15 protein-coding genes are annotated in these 18,521 nt (G+C 68.0%); 3 read left to right on the top strand and 12 right to left on the bottom strand.

All coding sequences use genetic code 11. The features are described 5' to 3' along the window. Positions 1 to 24: 24 nt before the first annotated feature. Positions 25 to 555 (bottom strand): VOC family protein, encoded by a 531-nt coding sequence (locus tag DES45_RS15740; RefSeq protein ID WP_114771295.1) that lies wholly within the window; start codon positions 553 to 555, stop codon positions 25 to 27. 11 nt (positions 556 to 566) lie between these two features. Next, entirely contained in the window at positions 567 to 1,001 is a 435-nt protein-coding gene (locus DES45_RS15735) for a DoxX family protein (RefSeq protein WP_114770982.1), read from the bottom strand. A gap of 102 nt (positions 1,002 to 1,103) precedes the next feature. Here DES45_RS15735 and DES45_RS15730 point away from each other — a divergent pair, with 102 nt between their 5' ends. Both DES45_RS15730 and DES45_RS15725 read left to right on the top strand, forming a co-directional pair. Further along, entirely contained in the window at positions 1,104 to 2,018 is a 915-nt protein-coding gene (locus DES45_RS15730; RefSeq protein WP_114770981.1) for a LysR family transcriptional regulator, read from the top strand. Between the two features lie 77 nt (positions 2,019 to 2,095). Continuing rightward, on the top strand, positions 2,096 to 5,605 hold the full coding sequence (locus DES45_RS15725; RefSeq protein WP_114770980.1) for a PAS domain-containing hybrid sensor histidine kinase/response regulator: 3,510 nt from the start codon (positions 2,096 to 2,098) through the stop codon (positions 5,603 to 5,605). 20 nt (positions 5,606 to 5,625) lie between these two features. On the opposite strand, the gene DES45_RS15720 is transcribed toward DES45_RS15725, so the two are convergent. From DES45_RS15720 to DES45_RS15675, 10 genes are all read right to left on the bottom strand, one after another. Next, entirely contained in the window at positions 5,626 to 6,327 is a 702-nt protein-coding gene (locus DES45_RS15720) for an aspartate/glutamate racemase family protein (protein ID WP_114770979.1), read from the bottom strand. Positions 6,328 to 6,356: 29 nt separating this feature from the next. Beyond that, complete coding sequence (locus tag DES45_RS15715; RefSeq protein WP_114770978.1) at positions 6,357 to 6,980, bottom strand: 2-hydroxychromene-2-carboxylate isomerase; 624 nt, start codon at positions 6,978 to 6,980, stop codon at positions 6,357 to 6,359. Positions 6,981 to 7,037: 57 nt separating this feature from the next. Continuing rightward, a complete protein-coding gene (locus tag DES45_RS15710; protein ID WP_114770977.1) occupies positions 7,038 to 7,586 on the bottom strand; it encodes an acyl-CoA thioesterase in 549 nt (182 codons plus the stop codon). Further along, entirely contained in the window at positions 7,583 to 8,092 is a 510-nt protein-coding gene (locus DES45_RS15705) for a DinB family protein (RefSeq protein ID WP_114770976.1), read from the bottom strand. Before DES45_RS15705 ends, DES45_RS15710 begins: the two co-directional genes overlap by 4 nt. Before the next feature lie 148 nt (positions 8,093 to 8,240). Further along, the gene (locus tag DES45_RS15700; protein WP_114770975.1) at positions 8,241 to 10,451 is read right to left on the bottom strand and encodes an FAD-dependent oxidoreductase; all 2,211 of its coding nucleotides are present in this window, start codon (positions 10,449 to 10,451) and stop codon (positions 8,241 to 8,243) included. A 123-nt stretch (positions 10,452 to 10,574) separates the two neighbouring features. Further along, positions 10,575 to 11,783 carry an acetyl-CoA C-acetyltransferase gene (locus DES45_RS15695; protein WP_114771294.1) on the bottom strand — a complete coding sequence of 403 codons (1,209 nt, stop codon included), beginning with the start codon at positions 11,781 to 11,783 and terminating at the stop codon, positions 10,575 to 10,577. Positions 11,784 to 11,914: 131 nt separating this feature from the next. Further along, complete coding sequence (locus tag DES45_RS15690; RefSeq protein ID WP_114770974.1) at positions 11,915 to 13,708, bottom strand: acyl-CoA dehydrogenase C-terminal domain-containing protein; 1,794 nt, start codon at positions 13,706 to 13,708, stop codon at positions 11,915 to 11,917. A gap of 136 nt (positions 13,709 to 13,844) precedes the next feature. Further along, positions 13,845 to 14,075, bottom strand: a complete 231-nt coding sequence (locus DES45_RS15685) for a hypothetical protein (protein WP_114770973.1) — start codon at positions 14,073 to 14,075, stop codon at positions 13,845 to 13,847. Beyond that, complete coding sequence (locus DES45_RS15680) at positions 14,059 to 14,277, bottom strand: DUF1801 domain-containing protein (protein ID WP_114770972.1); 219 nt, start codon at positions 14,275 to 14,277, stop codon at positions 14,059 to 14,061. The genes DES45_RS15685 and DES45_RS15680 overlap by 17 nt, the downstream gene beginning before the upstream one ends. Positions 14,278 to 14,486: 209 nt before the next feature. Next, a complete protein-coding gene (locus DES45_RS15675) occupies positions 14,487 to 14,909 on the bottom strand; it encodes a MerR family transcriptional regulator (RefSeq protein WP_114770971.1) in 423 nt (140 codons plus the stop codon). Between the two features lie 389 nt (positions 14,910 to 15,298). On the opposite strand from DES45_RS15675, the gene DES45_RS15670 reads away from it, so the two are divergent. Continuing rightward, complete coding sequence (locus tag DES45_RS15670; protein WP_114770970.1) at positions 15,299 to 18,466, top strand: SEL1-like repeat protein; 3,168 nt, start codon at positions 15,299 to 15,301, stop codon at positions 18,464 to 18,466. Positions 18,467 to 18,521 lie beyond the last annotated feature (55 nt).

Below are 18,521 nucleotides of genomic sequence, written 5' to 3'. Positions count from 1 at the left end.
AAGGTGCCCGATCGGTATTCCTCGTCAAGCTTCGCGGCTGGCGAGCAGGCCTTGGAGGTCCAGGCGCCGGGTGACCATGGCGAGATGCCCGTCCGGGGTCTTCGGCCAGTCCTGCGGCGGCCGGTCCCAGTAGAGCTCGACGCCGTTGCCGTCCGGGTCGCGCAGGTAGAGCGCCTCGCTGACCCCGTGGTCGCTCGCCCCGTCGAGTGGGACCCCCGCCTCGGCGAGCCGCACGAGCGCATCCGCAAGGGCCGCCCGGGTCGGGTAGAGGATCGCGACGTGGTAGAGGCCCGTCGTGCCGGGAGGCGGCGGCGAGCCGCCCTGACTCTCCCAGGTGTTGAGGCCGATGTGATGGTGGTAGCCGCCGGCCGAAACGAAGGCCGCCTGCGTGCCGTAGCGCTGCATCAGCTCGAAGCCGAGAACGCCGCAATAGAACCCGAGGGCCCGGTCGAGATCGGCCACCTTCAGGTGGACATGGCCGATCCGAACGCCGGGATCGATGGGACGGGAGGCCGGGGTACCGGCGTCGTCCAGGGGAGAAACAGGGGAAGTCATGGCCGTGTCCATTATGCCGAATGGGTTGCAAGGCGGCCCGACACTGTCGCCGATCCGCCGCGGACAGCATAGGCCCCGTCGCCGAGGAGCGCCTGCGCCAGGAGGGCGACGATCCAGAAGGCGAGGAATTCCCAGCCGCCCTTCGGGTTGGAGAAGAAGAACCCGGCCGGGCCGTGAACCGTGACGATCGCGCCGATGAGGATCGGGACGAGGGCCAGAGCGGCCCAGCGGGTGTGGAACCCGACGATGAGGGCGACGCCGCCGGCCACCTCGGCCAGGATGACGAGGTAGGCGAGCGCTGACGGAAGGCCGAGGCTGCCGAAGAATTGCGCGGTGCCGGCCGGCGTGAAGACGAAGAGCTTCAGTCCGGCATGGGCCAGGAACAGGGCGCCGAGGGCGACGCGCAGGATGAGGGCTGCATAAGGGGCGGTTCGGGTGTCGATCATCGGAAACTCCGTCAGAGTGCTCCTGTCATATGATCTCATACTCACTTTGCGATAATCGGCCGCTTCGCATATCACTTCCAACCAGGAGGATGAGACCCAGCCATGCTCGACCGGATCACCAGCATGCAGGCCTTCGTCCGGGTCGCCGCCCTGGGCAGCTTCTCGGCGGCCGGGCGGGCGCTCGGCCTGTCACAGACCATGGTGACGAAGCACGTGGTGGCCCTCGAGGAGCGGCTCGGCGTCAAGCTCCTGCACCGCTCGACCCGAAAGCTCACGCTGACGGAGGCCGGCCGGACCTACCTGGCCTCCTGCGAACGCATCCTGGCCGAGGTCGAGGAGGCCGAGGCCTCCGCCAGCCTTGATCGGGTGGAGCCGCGAGGCACCCTGCGCCTCAACGTGCCGCTGACCTTCGGCTTCCGCCAGATCGTTCCGGCGCTCGCGGAGTTCAGCCGTCTCCATCCGAAGGTCGATGTGGATCTGGGCCTGGCTGACCGGGTGGTGGACCTGATCGAGGAGGGCTGGGACCTGGCGATCCGGATCGGCCGGCTGAAGGATTCGAGCCTCGTGGCGCGTCGGTTGGCTCCGTGCCGGACGATGGTCTGCGCGGCTCCGGCCTATCTCGACGCCCACGGCACGCCACGGACTCTGGACGACCTCCCGGGCCATAACTGCCTGGGCTACACCCTGCCCAGCGCGGCGAGCGCCGGACGCTGGACGTTCGGCCGGGACGGCGAGATTGCCGTGCCGGTCCGGGGCAACCTCCGGGCCAACAACGGGGATGCGCTGCTGGCGGCGGCGCTCGCCGGACAGGGGCTGATCCACCAGCCGACCTTCCTGGTCGGCGACGCGCTGCGGGACGGGCGCCTCGTGCGGGTCTTGCCGGACCAGTCGACGCCGGAATTCGGCGTCCATGCGGTCTTTCCCTCGGGCCGCCAGGCACCCGCGAAGGTGCGCGCCTTCGTGGAGTTCTTCGCCGCCTGGCTCGCTCCGGAACCGAGCTGGGACCGGGGGCTGTAGGCCATCCCGTCGCGGAGAGTGGCGCCGGGGCCGCCGAGCGGGTAAATCTTTCCTCAATCGTTGCTCAAGGATCCCACATGGTCGCCAGCTGGGCGGTTATCCTGTCGGCCCTGGTCTATCTCTGCCTGCTGTTCATGGTGGCCCATTGGGGCGACAACGGCGGCCGGCGCCTCCTGCGGGGACGGGCCCGCTCCACCATCGCGGCCCTGTCGCTCGCGGTCTACTGCACGTCCTGGACCTTCTTCGGGTCGGTGGGTCTCGCGAGCCGCTCCGGCTTCGACTTCCTGACCATCTATATCGGGCCGATCCTGGTCATCGGCCTCGGCCACGCCCTCGTGGCCCGGGTGGTCCGGGTGGCGAAGACCCAGAACATCTCCTCCATCGCCGACTTCGTGGCCGCCCGCTACGGCAAGAGCGAACGGGTCGCCGCCATCGTCAGCCTGATCGCGCTCATCGGGTCGATCCCGTACATTGCCCTGCAGCTGAAGGCGGTGTCGTCGTCCCTCGACGTCTTCCTGACCGCCGCGAACGGGACCATGACGCCGCAGATCCCGATCTTCGGCGACCTCGCTCTCATCGTGGCCCTCGTGCTCGCAGGCTTCGCGGTGGCGTTCGGCACCCGCCATACGGACGCGACCGAGCACCAGGACGGGCTGATCATGGCGATCTCGCTCGAATCCGTCGTGAAGCTCGTGGCCTTCCTAGTGGTCGGGTTCTACGTCACCTTCATCATGTTCGACGGCTACGACGCGATCGTGGACCGGCTCAACGCGGAGGGGACCAGCACCAGCCTGCTGGAGCGGACCTCCGGCTTCGGCAGCTACATCACCCTGATTCTGCTCTCGAGCTGCGCCGCCCTGCTCCTGCCGCGGCAGTTCCACATGACGGTGGTCGAGAACCGGGGCATCGACGACGTCAGGCGCTCGGCCTGGCTGTTTCCGCTCTACCTCGTGCTCATCAACATCTTCGTGATCCCGGTGGCGCTCGCCGGCATGGCGGTCTTTCCCGAAGGCACCATCGACCGGGACATGACGGTCCTGGCGCTGCCGCTCTTCGACCATGCCGGCACCATCGCCATCATCGCGTTCCTGGGCGGGTTCTCGGCCGCGACCGCGATGGTCATCATCGACTCGGTCGCCGTCGCGATCATGATCTCCAACCACCTGGTCATGCCCATCGTCCTGCGCCGCCGGGCCTTCGCGGGCGGTGATCTCGGCGGCTTCGTGCTCGGCGTGCGCCGGGTCTCCATCGTGGTGGTGATCCTGCTCGCTTACGCCTATTACCGCGCCTCCGGCGAAGCGGCGCTCGCGGCCATCGGGCTGTTGTCCTTCGCGGCGATTGCGCAGGTGGCGCCCGCATTCCTGGGCGGGCTCATCTGGTCGCGCGGCACGGCATTGGGCGCAAGCGTGGGTCTGGTGGTCGGCTTCCTGACCTGGGCCTACACGCTTCTCGTGCCGAGCCTCGTCTGGGACGGGGTGCTGTGGTCGGACGTGGTCGTCACCGGGCCCTTCGGCATCACAGCCCTCAAGCCCACCTCCCTGTTCGGCGTCGACCTTCCGCAGCTCACGCACGGTGTCGTCTGGAGCCTGAGCCTCAACATCATCGCCTATATTGGCTTCTCCCTCTGGCGACCGGCGACCGCCATGGAGCAGCTCCAGGCGAACGTGTTCGTGGGCGAGACGCCCGTGTCCGTCACCCCGAGCTTCCGGCTATTCCGCGCGAGCGTTACGGTCGACGAGCTGCGCGCCACGGTGGCGCGCTATCTCGGCGAGGAGCGCACAACCCGCTCCTTCGAGGGCTTCGCCCACAGCCGCGGCCAGCATCTGGAGGCCCGCGCCGAGGCCGACATCCATCTCCTGCGCTACGCGGAACACCTGCTCGCCTCCGCCATCGGCACGGCGTCGTCGCGCCTCGCCCTGTCGCTGCTCCTGCGCCGCCGCACCGTGTCGACGAAGGCGGCCCTCAAGCTGCTCGACGACGCATCCGCCGCCATCCAGCACAGCCGCGACCTGCTCCAGCATGCGATCAACTACGCCAAGCAGGGCATCACGGTGCTCGACCGGGATCTCAGGCTGCTCGCCTGGAACCAGGCCTTCGTCGACCTCTACGACCTGCCGCCGAACCTCGTCCGCGTTGGTGTCGGCATGGACAACATCGTGGCGTTCAACGCGGAGCGCGGCTCCTACGGGCCGGGCGACATCGACGAGCTCGTGGCTGCGCGCATCCACTCGTTCCGGCACGACATCGAGCCGGTGCGCCTGAAGCTCTACCCGTCCGGCAAGGTCATAGAGATCCGCTCGAACGCCCTGCCGGACGGCGGCATCGTCACCACCTACACGGACGTCACGGACACCGTGCAGGCCGAGGAGGAGGCCCGGCGCGCCAACGAGACCCTGGAGCAGCGCGTCCGCGAGCGCACGGAGGAGCTCACGCGCCTGAACGCGGCGCTCACCAGCGCGAAGGCGGAAGCCGACGAGGCGAACATCTCCAAGACCCGCTTCCTCGCCGCCGCATCGCACGACATCCTGCAACCCCTCAACGCCGCGCGCCTTTACGCCACCTCGCTGGTGGAGCGCGACCGCGACGCGGGCGACGCGTCGCTCGCGGAGAACATCGACGCCTCGCTCGACGCAGTCGAGGAGATCCTCACCGCGCTCCTCGACATCTCGCGGCTCGACACGGGCGCCATGAAGCCGCAATGGTCGAGCTTCCGCATCGACGAGCTCTTCCGCCAGCTCCAGCGCGAGTTCGACCCGATCGCCCGCAAGAAGGGCCTGAAGCTCACCTTCATGCCCTCATCCCTGACGGTGCGCTCCGACCGCCGCCTGCTGCGGCGCCTGCTGCAGAACCTCATCTCGAACGCGATCAAGTACACGCCGCAGGGCCGCGTCCTCGTCGGCGGACGGCGCAAGGACAGCCATTTCATCTTCGAGGTATGGGACACGGGGCTGGGCATCCCGCCGTCGAAGCAGCGGATCGTCTTCCGGGAATTCCAGCGCCTCGACCAGGGCGCGAAGGCGGCGCGCGGCCTCGGCCTCGGCCTCTCCATCGTCGAGCGCATCGGGCGCGTGCTCTGCCATCCGGTGACGCTCAAGTCGGAGCCAGGGCGCGGCTCCGTGTTCCGGGTCGACGTTCCCATCGTGGCGGCGCTGCCGGCGACCGCGGAGCAGCCCGCGCCGCCGCAGCCGCCGGTGACGGTGCTGGCGGGCCTCCACGTGGTCGTCATCGACAACGAGCCGGCGATCCTCGAGGGCATGCGCCTGCTGCTGGCCGGCTGGGGCTGCGACGTGTGGACCGCGTCCGACCTGGACAGCGCTCAGCAGGCCCTGCGGGCGCACCGGACTCCGCCCGACGTGATCATCGCCGACTACCACCTCGACGAGGGCGACGGCCTCGACCTCATCAAGGCCCTGCGCTGGAAGACCCAGGTGAACACGCCCGCCGTCCTGGTCACGGCCGACCGCACGCCGGCCGTGCGGGACGCGGCGGCCGCCATGAACGTGCACGTTCTCAACAAGCCGGTGAAACCCGCGGCCCTGCGTGCGCTCCTGACTCAGTGGCGCGCGTCGAGGGTGGCGGCGGAGTAGCCGCGGCGCTGGTTTCAGCGCTATTCGCCGAGAGCAAGATCCACAGCCGCGAGCGCATGAAGCGTCGTGGTGTCGTAGAGCGGGACGCTGCTGTCCTCGTCCGACACGAGAAGCATAATCTCGGTGCAGCCGAGGATGATCGCCTGGGCGCCGCGCTCCACGAGGCGCGCCATGATTTCGCGGTAGGCCTGCCTCGATTCCGGCCGGATCCGGCCCAGGACCAGTTCCTTGTAGATGATGTCGTGGACGATGCGCCGATCGGCATCGTCGGGCACGATCACGTCGAGACCGTGCCGGTCCCGCAGACGCCCCTTATAGAAATCCTGCTCCATGGTGAAGGAGGTGCCCAGAAGCCCCACGCGCTCGAACCCGGCATCCCTGATCTTCCGCGCTGTGGGATCCGCGATGTGAAGCAGAGGGATGCCGACCGCTTCGGAGATCCCGTCGGCGAGCCGGTGCATGGTGTTGGTGCACAGGACGATGAAATCCGCCCCTCCCCGCTCCAGGCGGAGGGCCGCGTCCTTCATCTCGTCGGCGAGGCTGCCCCATTCGCCAGCGTGCTGGAGGTGTTCGATCTCGCCGAAATCGAACGACCACATGAGGCTGCGCGCCGAGTGGACGCCTCCCAGCCGCCTCTGCATCTCCCGGTTGATGATGCGGTAATATTCGGCCGAGCTCTCCCAGCTCATGCCGCCGATAAGCCCGATCGTCGCCTTCTGCATTCCCGCCCCCTCACGCCGCTTCGACGTTCTCACACGTTCGGCGAATAGGCGGCCCGGCCGCTCGCCAGCGCATCGTCCAGGAGTTCGAGCCGGTCCTGTCCCCAGAACACCTCGCCGTCGAGCACATAGGCAGGCGAGCCGAAGACGCCGCCCGCCACCGCGTTCTCGAGGTTCAGGGCGTAGATCGCCTCCGTGGTGCTGCCGGTGGCGACGTCCATGAGGGACGAGGAGTCGAGACCGGCCTGCTCGGCGAGCTCCGTCAGCACGACCGGGTTGGCGAGGTCGCGCTCCTCCTCCCAGACAGCCGCATAGGCCCGGCGCAGGAACGGGTCGGGATCCTTCCCGGCCGCCGTGACAGCGATGACGAACCGGTCGGCGAGGTTGACGTCGAAGGGCCAGTGCTTGGGCTGAAGGTTGAAGTTCAGGCCGCGCTTCTCGCGCCAGCGCTGCAATTCGAGCATCCGGTAGCGCTGCCGCACCGGATGGCGCTGCGCCAGGGGCAGGCCTCCGGTCTCGGCGAAGACCCGGCCGAGGAAGACCGGCTTGTAGTTGATCTCCACCCCGTGCCGCCGCGCGATCTCGATGAAGGGCACATGGCCGATATAGGCCCAGGGGCTGACGAGGGAGAAGTAGTAGTCGATGACACGGGGCATGGGGCAGCATCGCGGTTGAAACGAGGGGATAGGAAGGTACCGCGTCGGCCGGAAGGATCAAGCCGCCCGCTTCATCGTCTCCTCCGAGGCCAGGAAGGCCTCGACCTCGGCGGGCGCTTCCGGAGCCGTCGCCTCCAGGCCTAGTTCCCGCAGGAGCGCCTCCATGGTCACGAAGCTCTTCGCCTTGCGGTCGTAGAGCCCGGCCCGCACGAGCGCGATGGCGTTGAGGATCGGGCTGCCGTCCCGCCCCCTGGAGACGAGGCGGTGCTCCATCACGACCTGCCCCTGGAACCAGGTGACGATGCGGGTCTCGAGCATGAAGGCCTGGAACGGCTTCAGCTCGCGCCGGAAGCGGATCTGGCCCGCGCCCACCACGGGCACCCAGCCGTTGCGCAGGATCGGGCGCCACAGGCCGGAGCGGATCATGATGTCCGTGCGGCCGAGATCCATCAGGGTCCAGTAGCGGCCGTTGTTCAGATGCAGGGAGGTGTCGAGATCGTGCGGCCAGACCCGGAAGGACAGGCGCGACATGTCCCGGACCGGATCGAGCCTCGGCCGGAAGAAGGTCGCGAGGATGAGGCCGAGGACCCGGAGCCAGAGGTTCATGACAAGCCCATGCGCGCTTCGCGCTGAAACAGGACGAGATCGAAGGACGGGGCCTCTTGGCCGAGGCCGGTCAGGATGCAATGCGCCTGTCCGCGATGATGCGTCTGATGGTTGAAGAAATGGATGAGGGCGGGAGCCAGCGGCTGTTCGACCTCGGCCGGCTTCACGATGGTGCGGTAGCGAAAGAGGCCGTTCAGCCTCGCGTCCGTGAGATCTTCCGCATAGGCGATGATCCGCGCATCCTCCGCCTCGCGGGCGCGGCGAAGATCGTCGAAGCTTTCGAACAGGATGAGGTCGAGGCGGTTCGGCGCGTCCCCTTCGCCCGTGAAGCGCCGCATCCAGATCCGGTCGGCCACGAGGATGTGGTTCAGCGTCCCATGCAGCGACTTGAAGAAGGCCCCGCGATCGGCGCGATACTCGGCGTCGGAGAGCTGCGCCACCGCATCGTAGAGGCGCCGGTTGCACCAGGCATTGTAGGCCGCCAGCATGGCGAAGTGAGGCTTCATGGTGGTCCTCCCTGCCCTCTCCCCTTCGCGGGAGAGGGTGGCGAACGGAGTGAGCCGGGAGAGGGAAAGCCGCCAGACGACCTCTGCCCCTCTCCGAGCCTGCTTTGCAGGTCACCCTCTCCCGCAAGGGGGAGAGGGTTGAAGCCGCTCAAGCCGCTTTCTTCTCCTTGGCGGCGCGTCCGTAGAAGGTCTCGCCGGAGGCCGCCATGTCGAGGAGGATCTTCGGCGGCGAGAAGCGGTCGCCGTGCTTGGCCTGAAGCTCCCGGCACAGCTCCACGAAGGCCTTGGGGCCCATGAAGTCGATGTAGGAGAGCGCGCCGCCCGTGAAGGGCGCGAATCCGAAGCCGAGGATCGAGCCCACATCCGCCTCGCGCGGATCGGTGATTACGCCCTCCTCCACCGTGCGCGCGGCTTCGAGAGCCTGCGTCACGAGGAGGCGTGATTTCAGCTCCTGCATGTCGATGAGCTCGGGCTCCAGATGCTTCGGCTGAAGATCCCTCAATCCGGGCCAGAGTCGCTTGGGCGCGCCTTCCGGATAATCGTAGAAGCCTTTGCGGTTCTTGCGGCCGAAGCGGCCGTCCTGCTCCACGAGGCGCACGAGAAGCTGCTCCTGCTCCGGCACGATGGCGGCCTCGCCCAGTTGCGCCTTGGTGGCCTTGAGGATCTTGAGTCCGAGGTCGACGCCGACCTCGTCGTTGAGGGAGAGCGGCCCCACCGGCATGCCGGCCTGCTTGCCGGCCTGCTCGATCATCGCCGGCGGCACGCCTTCGAGGAACATGAGATGGCCTTCGAGGATGTAGGCCAGCACGCAGCGATTGGCGAAGAAGCCGCGGGAATCGTTGACCACGATCGGCGTCTTCTTGATGGTCCGCACGTAGTCGAGGGCGGTGGCAAGCGCCCTGTCGCCCGTTTCCTTGCCCATGATGATCTCGACCAGCATCATCTTCTCCACCGGCGAGAAGAAGTGGATGCCGATGAACTGGCCTGCGTTTTTCGAGGTCTTGGCGAGCTCTGAGATCGGCAGGGTCGAGGTGTTGGACGCGAAGATGCAGTCGGGCCGGATCGCGGCCTCCACCTTCCCGATCACCTCGGCCTTCACCTTCGGGTCCTCGAACACCGCCTCGATGACGAGGTCGCAATCGGACAGCGCCACGTAATCCGCCGTCGCCGTGATGCGCGAAAGCAGCGCGTCGCGGTCCGCCGTCTTGGCGCGGCCCTTCATGATCTGGTCGGACATGAGCTTGTGGGAATGGGCCTTGCCCTTCTCGGCCGCCTCCACGTCGCGGTCGATGAGCACGACCTCGAGCCCCGCATTTGCCGTCACATAGGCGACGCTCGCACCCATGAAGCCGGCGCCGACGACGCCGACCTTCCGGATCTTGGTAGCCGGCACGTCCTTCGGTCGGCGCGCGCCCTTATTGAGCTCCTGCATGGAGATGAAGAGCGTGCGGATCATCGCCGCCGCCTCCTTCGAGCGCAGGATCTTGGCGAACCAGCGCGACTCGACCTTGAGAGCCAGGTCCATCGGTAGCTGCAGGCCCTGGTAGACCGCCTCCAGGATCGCGTAGGCCGCCGGGTAGTTGTCCTGCGTCTCACGGCGATAGATGGCGTTCGCGGCGGGCCAGATCTGCATGCCGGCGGCCGAGTAGACCTTGTTGGACGGGAGCTTGAAGCCCTTCTGGTCCCACGGCGCGACCGCGGAGCCGCCCTGCTTGATCCAGTCCTTGGCCGCCTGCACGATCTGATCGCGCGCGGCGACCGCGTGGGCCAGGCCCATGTTGCGCGCCATGAGGGCGCGGATCTGCTCGCCCTTGAACAGCATCTGCAGCGCGTCGCCGGTCTGCATCAGGCGCGCCACGCGCTGCGTGCCGCCGGCGCCGGGGAAGAGGCCGACCTTGATCTCCGGTAGGCCGACGCGGGTCGCGTCCGAGTCCGACAGCACGCGGAAATGGCAGGCGAGCGCCAGCTCGAAGGCGCCGCCGAGGCACACGCCGTGGATCGCCGCCGCGAACGGCTTTCCGCAGGTCTCCAGGCGGCGGTAGAGCAGGGAGAGCTTGCGCGATTCCTCGAAGAAGAAGCGCATGACCTCCTCCTCGCCCTTCTCCTTGGCGAGCTTCGCATATTGCGCGCTCAGGCCCTGGAGCATGGTGAGGTCCGCGCCGCCCGAGAAGGCCTCCTTGCCGGAGGTGATGACGCAGCCCTTGATGGCCTCGTCGCCCGCGACCGTCTCGACGAGGCGCGACAGCTCCTCCATCACCTCGGGGGTGATGACGTTCATGGACCGGTCGGCCATGTCCCAGGTCGCGAGCGCGATGCCGTCGGAATCGACCTCGAAGCGGAAATTGATGAATGTCGTCATTCTGGTTCTCCCGGAGGGATTTTCGTCATCCCGGCCGCAGCGAAGCGAAGAGCCGGGATCGTCATCCGATATCTGGTCCTACGATCCCGGGTTCCGCTGCGCGGCCCCGGGATGACGATCACATCAAACCCGCTCGATGATCGTCGCCGTGCCCATTCCGGCCGCGACGCAGAGCGTGATCAGCGCCGTCTGCTTGTCGGTGCGCTCCAGCTCGTCGAGCACCGTGCCGAGGATCATGGCGCCGGTGGCGCCGAGCGGATGGCCCATGGCGATGGCGCCGCCGTTCACGTTCACCTTTGCGGGGTCGAGGTCCATCGCCTGGATGTAGCGCAGCACCACGGCCGAGAAGGCCTCGTTGATCTCGAAGAGGTCGATGTCGTCCTTCGTCATGCCGGCCTTGCGGAGCGCAAGCTCGGACACGTCGATGGGGCCGGTGAGCATGAGGGCGAGGTCCGAGCCGATGGACGCGAAGCCCTTGATGCGCGCGCGCGGCTTCAAGCCGGCCTTGGCGCCGCCCTCCTTCGAGCCGACGAGCACCGCGGAGGCGCCGTCGACGATGCCCGACGAGTTGCCCGCATGATGCACGTGGTTGACGAACTCCACATCCGGATGCGCCGCGATCGCGACCGCGTCGAAGCCGCCCATCTCGCCCATCTGCACAAAGGCGGCCTTGAGCTGGCCCAGCGACTGCATGTCGGTCTGCGGCCGCATGTGCTCGTCTCGGTCGAGGATCGTGAGGCCGTTGATGTCCTTGACCGGGATCACGGAGTTCCTGAAGCGGCCCTCCTCCCAGGCCTTCGCGGCGCGCTTCTGCGACTCCACCGCGTAGGCGTCGACGTCGTCGCGGGAAAAGCCGTACTTGGTGGCGATGAGGTCGGCCGAGATGCCCTGCGGCAGGAAGTAGTTGGCGATGGCGATGCCCGGATCGACCGGCCATGCGCCGCCGGACGCCCCCATGCCGACGCGGCTCATGGATTCGACGCCGCCGCCGACGGTCAGATCCTTCATACCGGTCATCACCTGCGCGGCCGCGAGGTTCACGGCATCGAGGCCGGAGGCGCAGAAGCGGTTGATCTGCACGCCCGGCACCTCCTTGCCGAAGCCGGCCTTGAGCACCGCCGCGCGCGCGATGTCGCCGCCCGCCTCGCCCACCGGATCGACGCAGCCGAGCACCACGTCCTCCAGGAGCACCGGGTCGAGATCGTTACGCGTGCGGATGGCGTCGAGCGTGGTGACCGCGAGGTCAACCGCCGGCACCTCATGCAGCGAGCCGTCCGGCTTGCCGCGCCCGCGCGGCGTGCGGACGGCGTCATAGATAAAAGCATTGGCCATGAAGGATCTCCCGGTCAGGTTGTCATCCCGGACGCTCGAGCGATCCGGGATCGTCAACAGAATAGAGTGCTTTGCTCATCATGCGATCCCGGCTCTGCGCTTCGCTTCGGCCGGGATGACGCTCGTTGCAATCAGAACATCTCGGCGGGCATCGCCATGGTGGCATCGGCGCCCGTGGAGATCCGCGCCAGGCGCAGGCCGGTCTCCGGCATCATGCGCTCCATGTAGAAGCGGCCGGTGAGGATCTTGGCGTCCATCCGCTCGGCGACGCCGTTGCCGTCAGCCTTCCGGGCCTGCGCAGCCTTGGCCATCTTGGCCCACATGTAGCCCATCGCCACGAGGCCGAAGAGGTGCATGTAGTCGGTGGCGCCGGCGCCCGCGTTGTCGGGCTTCGCCATGGCGTTCTGCATGAACCACATGGTGGCCTGCTGCAGGTGGCCGAGGCCCTGCTGGAGCGGCTCGACGAATCCTTTCAGGCTCTCGTCGCCCGCATTCTCCTGGCAGAAGGCGCCGACCTCGTTGAAGAAGCCCATGATGGCGCGGCCGCCGTCCTTGCCGAGTTTGCGGCCGACGAGGTCCATGGCCTGGATGCCGTTGGCGCCCTCGTAGATCATGGTGATGCGGGCATCGCGCACGAACTGCGACATGCCCCATTCCTCGATATAGCCATGGCCGCCGAACATCTGCTGCGCCCTCACGGCCATATCGAAGCCGAGATCGGTCAGCACGCCCTTCACCACCGGGGTCATGAGGCCCATGTGGTCGTCCGCCTGCTGCCGCTCGGCCTCGTCGGAGGAGCGGTGCGCCACGTCGCTCTTCAGGGCCGTCCAGACCACGAGCGCGCGGGCGGCCTCGTTGAAGGCCTTGATGGAGAGAAGCGTCCGGCGCACGTCCGGATGCACGATGATCGGGTCCGCCGGCTTGTCAGGGAACTTCGGGCCTGTGAGCGAGCGGCCCTGGAGCCGGTCCTTCGCATAGGCAACGGCGTTCTGATAGGCGACCTCCGACTGGGCCAGCCCCTGCACGCCGACCGCGAGGCGCGCCTCGTTCATCATCACGAACATGGCGTTGAGGCCGCGGTTCGCCTCGCCGATCAGCCAGCCCTTCGCGCCGTCGTAGTTCATGACGCAGGTGGCATTGCCGTGGATGCCCATCTTGTGCTCGAGGGAGCCGCAGGAGACGCCGTTGCGCTCACCGAGCGAGCCATCCCGGTTCACCAGGACCTTCGGCACCACGAAGAGCGAGATGCCCTTGGTGCCGGCGGGCGCTCCCTCGATGCGCGCCAGCACCAGATGGACGATGTTCTCGGCCATGTCGTGCTCTCCGGCCGAGATGAAGATCTTGGTGCCGGTGATCGCGTAGGAGCCGTCCGGGTTCGGCACGGCCTTGGTCTTGAGCAGGCCCAGATCCGTTCCGCAATGGGGCTCGGTGAGGTTCATGGTGCCGGTCCAGACGCCCTCGACCATCTTCGGCAGATAGGTCTTCTTGATCTCGTCCGAGCCGTGGACCAGCAGCGCCGCGATGGCTCCCTGCGTCAGGCCCGGATACATGCCGAGCGCCAGGTTCGCCGAGGAGACGAATTCCTGCATGATCGTGTTGAGGGCCGAGGGCAGTCCCTGCCCGCCGTACTCTTCCGGCGCCGCAAGGCCCATCCAGCCGCCCGCCGCATAGGCCTCGTAAGCTTGCCTGAAGCCCTTCGGGGTCGTGACGGAGCCGTCCGGGTGACGCGTGCAGCCCTCCTGGTCGCCGGAGAGGTTCAGGGGCGCGAAGACCTCCTCGCAGAGCTTGGCGCCCTCGCCCAGGATCGCCTCGACCGTATCGGGGGTCGCATCGGCGAAGCCCGGCAGGTTGTTGTAGCGTTCGATGGGGAAGACGTCGTTCAGCAGGAACATCACGTCTTCGACGGGGGCCTTGTAGACCGGCATGGAGATCCTCCCAGCTCGATTGGCCCGGCATCACGCTGCATCCGCCGCGGCGCCGGCATCAGATAGTTCACATATAAACTATCGAGTCGTGTAGGGGAAGAGGTAGGGCGCGAAATTGCCGGCTGTAGCAGGCGGCTTATCCGGAAGGGATGAGGCGGCGCTGTCGGTGTTCGGGATGCAGATGATATGTCAGCGCCAGGGTCAGGCAGTGCCGCAGGGCATAGGCCGGAAGGCTGGAGCCGACCGGGAGGACGATGGCGCGCCGGCCATGGAATGTGAATTCGTCCGGGTAGAGAGCCCGGAAGGTCGGCACCAGGCCGGTCCGGCAATGGAAGAAGACGGCGAAGTGATCATGACCCGAATGCATCGATCCTGACGGTCGTGCCGATCCGCGGCCGCGAGGGCATGTAGGCCGGCTGGCCCCATTTCATGGTCTCGACAGGCGCACCGATGCCGGCGGATTCGGCCGCCTCGTCAATGAGGCCGCGGACCCTCAGCAGGTCCTTCCGGAGTCCGGGCGGATAGGCCGCGATGACAGCTTGAATGCGAGGGTCGCAGGAGGCCGGCATCACACTCGAACGATATCCCGGTCTTTGCGGGTCGAGCACTTCGTCCCATTCCGCTGAGAAACGATGCCGGGCCGGTCCTTCAAGTCGTCGGATCAGGGCTTACGACAGCGAGCGGCCAAGCCGGCGGAGACGCCGAAGGGCTCGCCGGCGCATCTCCGCCTTGAGGCGCAGGGACATGGACCGCCATGCCCGGCCAAGGCTCTCCGGCGTCAGGCCGCAGCGGCCATCCCGGCACGACGGGCGTGGAGCTCCGCGAGAGCCTCCTCGATTTCCGCCTTCTGCTGCTCCAAGTGGCTGATCTGATCCTCGATTTGGTCGATCGAGAGCTGGAGCTTGGCCGAAGCGCCGTCGCCCATGCGGTCCTCGGCGAGCATGGCGCGGATCTCGGTGAGGGTGAAGCCGAGCTGCTTGCCCTTCAGGATGACGGACAGGCGGTCGCGGTCGCGCGCGTCGTAGATGCGGGAGGTGCCGTCGCGACGGGGCGAGAGGAGGCCGCGGTCCTCGTAGAAGCGCAGGGTCCTCAGGGTTACGCCAAACTCACGCGCCAGATCGCCGATGGTATAGGATTTGCCGCTCTCCGCCGCGCCTTCGGTCGAATGAATCGAATAATGTCCGAGCGTATCTTTGTTCATGCCGTGCCCCGGTTTTTTCCGTTCGCTTGCCGGAATCGAAATCCCGTAGGGGGAACCGCGATTCACGCGTAATGAAATAATAGAACATATATTATCGTTATAGCAAGACGTTTGCAACAAAGGCGTGTACCGGAGCGGTAACGGCTCTTTTTCCTAGAAAAGCGACGGAAAGGAAGCTCCCGCAGGGTCAGTGTCCGGTCCGGCTAAATACCGTCGCCTTAACGGCTTTTTTACCACGATCGCCAAAAGCTGCGCCGTCGGCTCGAAGGCCGGGAATGGCTCGTGATTCGCCATAACCTGTCCTTCGGACCGTCCCGACGGGCCGGAATGGGGTCGGCCCCGGTCGGACGCATTCAGAGTTCCAGTTCATAGTTCCCCTGGGCGTTGCCATGAGCCGACACGTTCTCCCGAAACTCGACGAGCTGGGGCTCGACGCCCGCGACATCGCCGAGGCCGCCGCGCGCCGGTCGGGCATGCGGGTCGAGGACTGGCTCGCGGCCACCCTGGCCGGACCGGACGGGAAGCAGGGCCCGTCACACAGGCCCGAGCGCCGCCGCGCCGGCGACAACCTCGACGGCATCATCGCCCGCCTCGTCGAGAGCCGGCGTAAAGCTCCGGGCCAGGCGGAGCCCTCGGGCGCCGCCCTCGGGCCCGACGAGGCCACGAGGACGGCGATCGCCCTCGAATCCATGGCGAGCTGGATCGAGCACGCGGAAGAGCGCCTCAACGAGACCGCCCGCATGTCGGCGAACCAGCAGGACCGGATCGCCTCCGCGCTCTCGCAGGCCCTGACGGCCCTGAAGGAGCGCCTCGACACGGTCGAGCGGCAGGTCATCTCGGAGCGCGCCGTTCCGGCCCGCATCGAGTTCCCGGTCCAGGACGCCATGAAGGCGCTCGCACCCCTTTCGGAAACGCTCACGGGCCTGCGCACGGACATGTCGCGCTTGGCGGAGCGCCTGGAGCGGCCGGCCGATGCCGCCATGCCGCCGGCCCTCGAGGCGATCCGCGCGGATATCGAGCAGCTTCGCGCCACGCTCGGAGACCTTGCGACGCGCGACGAGATCACGGCCCTCGACCGGGCCGTCCGGGACGTCTCGCAGCATCTTGAGCAGGGGCGCCCGACCAAGGATGTCGTGACCCTGGCGAATTCCGTCGCGGCGATCTTCCGGCGAGTCGAGTCCCTGTCGGGCGAGGTCGCCGATGGCGTGCACGGACGCATCGAGGCCGGGATCGAGCAGATCAGGACCCGGATCGACGAGGCCTCCAGGGCCGGCGTCGACCGCTTCGCCATCGAGTTCCTGGCCGGGCAGATCGTCGATCTCCGCCAGGAGCTGTCCGGCCGGGCCGAGCCGCAGCAGATCGAGCGCCTGTCCGGCGAGGTCGCCTCCCTGGGCCGCCAGATCGCGGACTTGCGCGACAACCAGGTGGGGCGCAGCGACTTCGCGGCGCTCAAGAGCTCCCTCGAGGATGTCTGCGCCGCCCTCGGCCGCACGGTCGCGGCCCAGGAGGCGAGCACCGTGCCGGAGCAGCTGGAAACCTTGAGCCGTCGTCTCGATGCCCTCGCCAGCCGCGCCGAGCCGGAGCCCGCCAATCTCGATCCCATCGCCGAGCAGCTTTCGTTCCTCACCGAGCGCATGGCGTCCATGACGGATTCCCGCCTCGAGCAGACCGAGGCGCTGGCGGCGAAGATGGAGCACCTGTCCTCGCAACTCGCATCCGTGGCGGATGGGGCGTCTCACGACGTTCTGCTCAAGCGCTTCGACCGCATCGAGGAGGAGCTGCGTCAGGTCGGCCAGCAGGCCGACACCTCCACGATCGAGCTCATGCTTCGCGCGATCAGCGAGCGGTTCGAGCAACCCGTTCCCTCGCATGCGGCCCTCGATGCCCTGGAGCAGCGCATCGCCGCGCTCGCGGACCGGATCGTCGAGCCGTCGTCCGAGCCTCTGCGCCAGGTCTTCGACGAGGCGACCAGCCAGCTGAGGAAGATGCAGGACGAGACCGCGTCCATCGTCGAGCGCGCGACCAGGACCGCCCTGCAGGACATCCACCGGGATACGCCTGCCTCCGGCGACGTCGACGCCCTCAAGCAGGGCTTCGTCGAGCTGAAGGCGCTGCAATCCCGGTCAGACAAGAAGACCCAGGAGACGCTGCGCGCCATCCGCGACGCCTTGGAGACCCTGGTGTCGCGCTATCCCGGGCCAGTGCTTCAGGCCGGAAGGTCCGGCCAGGTCCAGCCGGCGGCGGGCCAGGGCGCCGGCGACATGCCCTCGGCGGATCGGCTCGAAGCGGCGGTGCGCCGGCTCCATGCCGCGGCCCTGTCCCAGATCGCCGAGACGTCGGATCCCTCGCATGCGCCCGACGTCCTGTCCCCTGTCGCCATGGCAGGATCGGATGCGCCGCCCGTTCCGGCCGCCGCCTCTGCCCCGCGGGAGAGCGACCTCGGCAACGTGCGGGCCAACTTCATCGCGGCCGCGCGGCGGGCCTCGCAGACATCCCTGCCCGAGAAGCTCGGCTCCGCGCCCCCTCTGCCGGTCGAGCCGCCCGCTCCCGTGACGGACGCGTCCGAGGCCGCGGCCGAGAAACCGGCTTCCTCGGCCCCGTCGCTGATCGAGCGGCTGCGCCGGAGCCTCGACGCCCGCCGGCGCCCGCTCCTGTTCGGGCTCGCCTTCCTGGTTATCGCCGCGGGCGCGGCCCAGATCCTCGCGAACCGGCCCGACGCGCAGGAGGCATCGGCCGTCCCCGCGCAGGCGGTCGCCGAGGCGCCACCGCCTCCCGCCAGCATCGTGACGGTCGCCGCATCGCCCGCCGAGGCGAGCCTGCTGCAGGGATCGAGCCTGGCCTCGCTTCCGGCGCCTGTGAAGATCCGCGTCGATCCGGGCACGGTCGGCGACCTCCCCGCCCAGGTTCCCGCTGCCTTGCGGGAGGCGGCCCTCGCCGGAGACGCGACGGCGATCTACGAGATCGCATCCCGCGCGTCGGAGGGGCGCGAGCTGGCGCACGACCCGATCCTTGCGGCCCATCTCTACGAGAGCGCGGCGCGGGCCGGCTACGCTCCGGCCCAGGAGCGCCTCGCGATGCTCTACGAGAAGGGGGTCGGCCTTCTGCGCGACACCCGGCTGGCCCTGACCTGGTACGAACGGGCGGCCGTCGTCGGCAACGTCCGCGCCATGCACAACCTGGCGACGCTGCTCGCCTCCGGGATCGACGGCAAGCCGGATTACCCGGGCGCCCTGCGCTGGTACACGGAGGCTGCCGAAGCCGGGTTGCAGGACAGCCAGTTCAATCTCGGCGTGCTCTTCGCGCGCGGCATCGGGACCCGAACGGATTTCTCCAAGGCCTTCCAGTGGTTCTCCCTCGCGGCCGCACAGGGCGACGCCGAGGCGGCGAAGAAGCGCGACGACGTCGCGGCGCGCCTCACCGCCCCCGAACTCGCCGCGGCGAAGACCACGGTGGAGCGCTGGCAGCCCCGGCCGGTCGACACGACCGCGAACGGGACCGCGCCCGCGGCCCGCGGCCGGACCGCCGCGCTGGAAACCAAGGCCGATCCCAGGAGCTGACAAAACGCACAGACCTGTCAGCTTCCGTTCAGGCACAACGCTTAAAGTCGCGTTC

Origin of the sequence: Microvirga subterranea (genome assembly GCF_003350535.1) — a bacterium.
GTDB lineage: Bacteria > Pseudomonadota > Alphaproteobacteria > Rhizobiales > Beijerinckiaceae > Microvirga > Microvirga subterranea.
Note: the sequence above shows the minus strand (reverse complement) of the source record. Positions and strands in the feature narration are given on the sequence as shown.